This is a genomic window from Nitrospirota bacterium, from assembly GCA_016212215.1.
In the GTDB taxonomy this organism is placed as follows: Bacteria; Nitrospirota; 9FT-COMBO-42-15; order HDB-SIOI813; family HDB-SIOI813; genus JACRGV01.
The window spans coordinates 1-5,790 of sequence record JACRGV010000073.1; the positions used below are offsets into that span (position 1 = coordinate 1).

Annotated in this window: 8 protein-coding genes and 1 CRISPR repeat array; of the genes, 4 read left to right on the forward strand and 4 right to left on the reverse strand. The window is 40.0% G+C overall.

All coding sequences use genetic code 11. The annotated features are described in order from the left end of the window. Positions 1 to 143 precede the first annotated feature (143 nt). Positions 144 to 695, forward strand: a complete 552-nt coding sequence (locus HZA08_06305; protein MBI5193039.1) for a DDE-type integrase/transposase/recombinase — start codon at positions 144 to 146, stop codon at positions 693 to 695. A gap of 17 nt (positions 696 to 712) precedes the next feature. Next, positions 713 to 1,039, forward strand: coding sequence for a hypothetical protein (locus HZA08_06310; protein MBI5193040.1), 327 nt, complete (start codon positions 713 to 715; stop codon positions 1,037 to 1,039). A 157-nt stretch (positions 1,040 to 1,196) separates the two neighbouring features. Continuing rightward, positions 1,197 to 2,136: direct repeats of the CRISPR family, unit length 29 nt; unit sequence GTTTCAATTCCTTATAGGCGCAATGACAG. 243 nt (positions 2,137 to 2,379) lie between these two features. Here the strand turns inward: HZA08_06310 and cas2 are convergent. Genes cas2 through cas4 form a run of 3 tightly spaced genes read right to left on the reverse strand, consistent with a single transcriptional unit; the run spans position 2,380 to position 4,185 of the window. After that, positions 2,380 to 2,646 (reverse strand): CRISPR-associated endonuclease Cas2, encoded by a 267-nt coding sequence (gene cas2 / locus HZA08_06315; GenBank protein ID MBI5193041.1) that lies wholly within the window; start codon positions 2,644 to 2,646, stop codon positions 2,380 to 2,382. Positions 2,647 to 2,667: 21 nt separating this feature from the next. Next, positions 2,668 to 3,660 (reverse strand): type I-B CRISPR-associated endonuclease Cas1, encoded by a 993-nt coding sequence (cas1b, locus tag HZA08_06320; protein ID MBI5193042.1) that lies wholly within the window; start codon positions 3,658 to 3,660, stop codon positions 2,668 to 2,670. 15 nt (positions 3,661 to 3,675) lie between these two features. Next, positions 3,676 to 4,185, reverse strand: coding sequence for a CRISPR-associated protein Cas4 (cas4, locus tag HZA08_06325; GenBank protein ID MBI5193043.1), 510 nt, complete (start codon positions 4,183 to 4,185; stop codon positions 3,676 to 3,678). Between the two features lie 96 nt (positions 4,186 to 4,281). On the opposite strand from cas4, the gene HZA08_06330 reads away from it, so the two are divergent. Together HZA08_06330 and HZA08_06335 are read left to right on the forward strand one after the other, a co-directional pair. After that, a complete protein-coding gene (locus HZA08_06330; GenBank protein MBI5193044.1) occupies positions 4,282 to 4,530 on the forward strand; it encodes an AbrB/MazE/SpoVT family DNA-binding domain-containing protein in 249 nt (82 codons plus the stop codon). Beyond that, entirely contained in the window at positions 4,527 to 4,901 is a 375-nt protein-coding gene (locus tag HZA08_06335; GenBank protein ID MBI5193045.1) for a type II toxin-antitoxin system death-on-curing family toxin, read from the forward strand. Before HZA08_06330 ends, HZA08_06335 begins: the two co-directional genes overlap by 4 nt. Positions 4,902 to 5,132: 231 nt before the next feature. On the opposite strand, the gene HZA08_06340 is transcribed toward HZA08_06335, so the two are convergent. Then, positions 5,133 to 5,790: hypothetical protein (locus HZA08_06340; GenBank protein MBI5193046.1), on the reverse strand; the 658-nt coding region annotated here is incomplete at its 5' end.

The window sequence follows — 5,790 nt, forward strand, 5'->3', positions numbered from 1 at the left end:
AAACTTTGTAAGTCATCCATCAAAAGCCTCCCTTACTGTAAACTTTGTGCGGTTCACAGTAAGGAGGCTTTCTTATATTCCCGGAAATGTCAAACTCTGGGAGTCCCCCGGCAGAGCCGGGGGTTTACCCACTATTATTAGAGATGCATAAAGAGATAAAGCTTGACCGCACGACAAGGGGGAAACTTCATAAGATAAGTGCTGCCACCATAGATCGGTTATTATCTGAAGAGAAGAAGAAGGATAATATAAAGGGCCGGTCCCATACAAAGCCGGGAACGCTTCTTAAGAATCAGATACCGATAAGGACGTTTTCAGAATGGGATGAGAAGAGGCCTGGATTTGTGGAGATAGACCTTGTAGGGCATGAGGGAGGGGATCCTCGGGGTGATTTTATTCAGACACTTGATATGACGGATATATGCACAACCTGGACAGAGACACAGGCAGTCAGGAATAAGGCACAGGTATGGGTGTTTGAGGCGATAAAGAAAATAAGGGGGCATCTGCCCTTTGATTTATTGGGTATAGATTCAGACAATGGGTCTGAGTTTATCAATGAACATCTGTTTAGATACTGCAAGGAGGAGAGGATAACCTTTACCAGGTCGAGGAAATACAGGAAGAATGACAACTGTTATGTAGAGCAAAAGAATTATTCCGTTGTGAGAAGGGCTGTAGGTTATCTAAGGTAACAGATGAAGAGCTTGCGATGCTAAATGAGCTCTACGGGTATCTAAGGCTTTATACGAACTATTTTCAGCCGGTAATGAAGTTGCTTGAGAAGACAAGAACAGGGAGTAGGGTAACAAAGAAGTATGACAAACCACAGACACCGTACCAGAGGGTATTGCAGTCCACACATGTACCTGATAAAAACAAGGATGAAATGAACAGACTTTATGCAAAACTAAACCCGGCAGAATTAAAGAGACAGATAACGAGATTACAAAGTAGACTTATAGACTATGCTGCTAAGAAAAAGGATATGAATCGAGGTATAGCCAGGTATGGATCAGCTCAAGAAAAGCGATTGTAAGGCAAATATGAAAGCCATTTTGGAGAGGACATTAACAAAAATACCAGAATAACAGAAGTTTAAAAACTTAGAACATTTCGAATAGATTTTCCATGAGGCAACGAATAGTACTTTCAGATAGATTTTTACGTGAGGCAACGGGATCACTGATAAGATGGTTTCAATTCCTTATAGGCGCAATGACAGTGGCAACTCAAAATCGGCATCACCGGCGATAATCGCCCGTTTCAATTCCTTATAGGCGCAATGACAGGATTAAAATAGAATCTGATAAGACCTTTGGAGAACTGTTTCAATTCCTTATAGGCGCAATGACAGGGGAACATCGGCCTCGCCCTCGATGTCCACTTATCTGTTTCAATTCCTTATAGGCGCAATGACAGCAGGGCAGTGGCCTTTTCTCTTCACGCTTTCTGACAGGTTTCAATTCCTTATAGGCGCAATGACAGTAAGATGATTGTATCCCGCTTTATGGGTAAGTCTGCGTTTCAATTCCTTATAGGCGCAATGACAGGGTGCTTCAGCTTCAGGAGTATATGGTTCTGATTTGTTTCAATTCCTTATAGGCGCAATGACAGTAGGCCAGCAGGTTCAAAATGTTGCGATAGATATGTTTCAATTCCTTATAGGCGCAATGACAGTTTGCAATCCTATTATTTTCAGTCCTTATATCTTCGTTTCAATTCCTTATAGGCGCAATGACAGAGCGGGAAAGACCTCAGTGTTGGATTCCATCACGAGTTTCAATTCCTTATAGGCGCAATGACAGCAGGAAGAGTTACTACAAATACAGACACATATTTCAGGTTTCAATTCCTTATAGGCGCAATGACAGTAGACCAGTCCCGACAACACTTGTGCAGACTGTGTTAAGTTTCAATTCCTTATAGGCGCAATGACAGGATGACATTAGAATAAACCCTCATCAGTTTTAGTTAGTTTCAATTCCTTATAGGCGCAATGACAGTATCAGGCATTACCTTATCTCCTTACATTTGAGCATGTTTCAATTCCTTATAGGCGCAATGACAGCATGTTATTCTTCCTTCCACAATCTTTTTCCTTTTTGTTTCAATTCCTTATAGGCGCAATGACAGCCGTTTAGCTGATGTAATAAAAACAAGTCGTTACATCATTTATAAACACACAAAATAAACGTTTTTTTCGTCTACCTTCAATCATGCAAAAACGCCGGTGGGTTGACATGTTTATTAAACCACTTGTTTTGTCAAACAAAGTTCCCTGATTATCATATTCCACAATATTTTTTTAACCCACATGCCATTGTTGTCACAGGGCTCGACAGAGTAACTCTCCCGACTCCCGGCATAAAAATTCCCTTAAAGCACATTATCTACAGGTCTTTTGTCTGTTCCTACTATCTCCTTCTCAAGCCATTTTTCGTTACGGGATTTAAAGACGATCAGAGAGTCATTATCTTCCTCCCGCATAATCTTCCTGGATTTTATTTTTAACTCCTCCAGCTTTGCCTCCGTGATCTCCCCTTCGAATACTGAGTTCTGGATATGATGCAGATAGCCCCTGCATAGCTTCAACATCTTGCCGCATCTTTTTTGATCCACATCGTATACTACAATGACATACATTATATTTCCTCTGGATCGGAATTACCACCAGATTTTAAAGCCTTCATATTCCTGCTCCCCTATCAGGTGTTTAACAAGCTTATAACACTCCAGTCTGACAAGATGCCGATATGAAACCTGCCGCTCCAGTTTCTTGTGTGTTATAACCGTCTTGAGCCTTTCGTCATATTCTCGGACTACGGTCTTTCTTCCGCTCTCATTCAGGTAGCAAAGGTTTACTTCAGTCATAAAATCCTTATTCGTTATCTGCTGGCGGTTGAGGAGGGTAAATATAATCCTGTCACTAAAAATGGGTTTAAATATCTCCGCAAGATCAAGACTGAGTGAATATCTGCGCTCGCCTGGTTCGTGGAGGAATGAGATTAATGGATTTAACTGGGTGTGGTATATCTCCCCAAGGCATGTGGTATAAACCAGCGAGTTAAGATACGATATCAATGCGTTTATCATATTATCCGGTGGCTGTTTAACCCTTCGCTCAAACTCTATTTCACAATCAATGATAGTAGGCCATGCCTTATAATAAGTATTGCGGATATTCCCCTCTATCCCCATCAATTCCTCCACAGCCCCAGACTCTTCTATCCGGGACCGGTAGCCTTCTATGGCATTGATGTATTCCCCTAAATCCTTTCCCCTGTTGTTATAATATCTGAGGTTCTTAACTATATTGAAGGACGCTCCATTTACAAATGCCCTGGCCAGAGCGAGCCTGTGCCGCATGTTGGTGTAATGATTCACCTGCTTTACAAGAAGCTGACCTGAATTAAGCGTCTCACGGGGATAGTAACTGCCGGAGTAGAAACCGTAATAATTGAAGACATGAACCGGGATACCTTTCTGCGCCAGATAATTAAACAGTTTTGTGTTAAAGTCAATCTCACCGAAGGCATAAACAGCCTCCGTATTTTCAATCGGGATTACGTTCCTGGTTCCGTCCTCTTTCTCAAAGAATATAGTATTCTCCTGGCGCCGCAGACAACCATTGTTAAATATGTAATAGTTTTGTTTCATATCAAACGGTCACCCTCACACCCAGCATATATCCCCGTAACTGCAGCTCTTGCAAATCTTCATCCTGTTGACAACCGGAGGCAGGGGAGACGTAATTATCCGGTTTATATCTACCATTATTGTCTCTATCTTTTCCATATCTCCATTTTCAAGCACAACATCAAGAATCTTTTTAAGCTTTGGATAATTTATCTTGCCCGTAACCCCTTCGACGCCTTTTTGTTTCAGGTACCATATGTAATACTTCAACTGCCATATATGCGGTTCCTCCACCTTGTCTGATTTTTTTACCTCATGAATAACACGATCTTTGCCAATAAAGTCTATTTTAATAGTGCCATCAATATCTATCTCTTTTTTTTCACGTTCATATGATGTTTCATGAATCAGCTTTCCAAGATAGACTGCATCATTATTCTGTTCCATCTGAATATCGTGGGCAAAGTACCATAGCTTCCTTTGGCATAGGAAATAGTAATTGATCTGAGTGCCGGTGAGCTTGAGGTGAGCGATACTATTGTCCATGGTCTGAATATCCGTATTTCACAAAATTGTTAGCATAATTGACATCTTTATTCAAGCGTAATAACATTGTAATAACAATAAAAGGAAAGGGATCATATGATACGCAAAATATGTCATATAGGTAATAGTCAGGGGATATCAATCCCAAAAGATATCCTGAAAAAACTCAACTTAACAACCGGTGTCGAGGTTGAAGTTACACTGGATGAAGGAACTAACAGGATCATCATAGAACCTTCAATATCCAGTACTGCATATAAACCAATCAATGCAGAATTTGCCACCCAGGTTAAAGAGTTCATTGATCAATACAGGCCGGCATTGAAATCACTGGCGAAGAAATGAACTATCTGACGCCCGAGCAGATTCTCTTTATCCATTTTCTTATAATCGAAGAAACCGGAGGCAGCCATGGCATCCGTGACCTGTCACTGTTAGAATCAGCCACTGCAAGACCTATAGCCACATTCTCCGCTACTGATCTATACCCCGACATATTTTCTAAAGCTGCCGCCCTCATGCATTCAATAATCAAAAATCATCCTTTTGTGGATGGCAACAAAAGAACCGCAATCACCGCTGCAGGAATATTCCTCAAAGTTAACAACTATACCATCACAGCATCAAACAGGGTACTTGAACAATTTACTCTTAAAGTCGCAAGTAATAATGTCGCTATTGAGGAAATTGCAGAGTGGTTCAGAAAACATGTTTAAAAGGTAGTATAGCATAGCTGAGAATAAAACTATCATAACTTAGCTCCACATACATCGACATTAGATATAAGTAAATATGTTATACAAGGTTTGAAAAGGCATAGCCAACACAATGCCGCATGTGCTACATAGCATTTCAATCAAAGCTCTATTTGTATTAAACAAAGTCATGCAATACTTTGCCATTGAGGTAGCGGACAGGGATGTAGAAGCGGAAGAGATGGCCTCCCATTATAATAAATTCGAATAACTTTTTACATCAGAAACTAATAATCGTTTCTGGGTAACTATAGGCTTCAATTTTTCAATTTCATCAATTAATTGTCTTGAAGCCAATACAAACTGGCTTTGCCCTTTATACATTCTTGCAATCTCTACAAGCCGTTTTTCGAAGGCTTCTTTCAAAGAATATTTCTCCTTCTGTTGCAAATAAAGATTCCCTTCATTTAATTTATAGACAGGAAGTGATTCTACAATGTATTGTAATTCTTGCTTACCTTCCAAGAAACCGGATACAACAAGACATCGCTCACCATTGATATGTTCTTCTCCCATGATTTCTCTATTTTGTAGTATCCATTCTAAAGAATACCGAGTAATCTGTTTGTCCTTATTACAGGTTAAATCTCGAACTAAGATATCTGGCATGGAAGCCCTGAAAAATTTAAAGGTTCCAGTAAATCTTTTCCACCACTCTTTCCAGTTTTCAATGTCAATATTAAATTTCTTCCCACAGGCAATATTTATATATTCGAGGCGCCTTATTCCTTTATCTATTTTTCTCATTAGACCCAGCATAAACCCTGCCTGACCTTCAATCTTGATAGTCTCTCTAAATAACCTCTGTGTCGCATAATCTTTTATATTTTGAGCAATGACAAAATAATAG

Excerpts from the sequence above, each read along its gene's own strand:
- HZA08_06305 (MBI5193039.1), top strand. The coding sequence starts at position 144 with ATGCATAAAGAGATAAAGCTTGACCGCACGACAAGGGGGAAACTTCAT.
- HZA08_06310 (MBI5193040.1), top strand. The coding sequence starts at position 713 with ATGCTAAATGAGCTCTACGGGTATCTAAGGCTTTATACGAACTATTTT.
- cas2 (MBI5193041.1), bottom strand. The coding sequence starts at position 2,646 with ATGTATGTCATTGTAGTATACGATGTGGATCAAAAAAGATGCGGCAAG.
- cas1b (MBI5193042.1), bottom strand. The coding sequence starts at position 3,660 with ATGAAACAAAACTATTACATATTTAACAATGGTTGTCTGCGGCGCCAG.
- cas4 (MBI5193043.1), bottom strand. The coding sequence starts at position 4,185 with ATGGACAATAGTATCGCTCACCTCAAGCTCACCGGCACTCAGATCAAT.
- HZA08_06330 (MBI5193044.1), top strand. The coding sequence starts at position 4,282 with ATGATACGCAAAATATGTCATATAGGTAATAGTCAGGGGATATCAATC.
- HZA08_06335 (MBI5193045.1), top strand. The coding sequence starts at position 4,527 with ATGAACTATCTGACGCCCGAGCAGATTCTCTTTATCCATTTTCTTATA.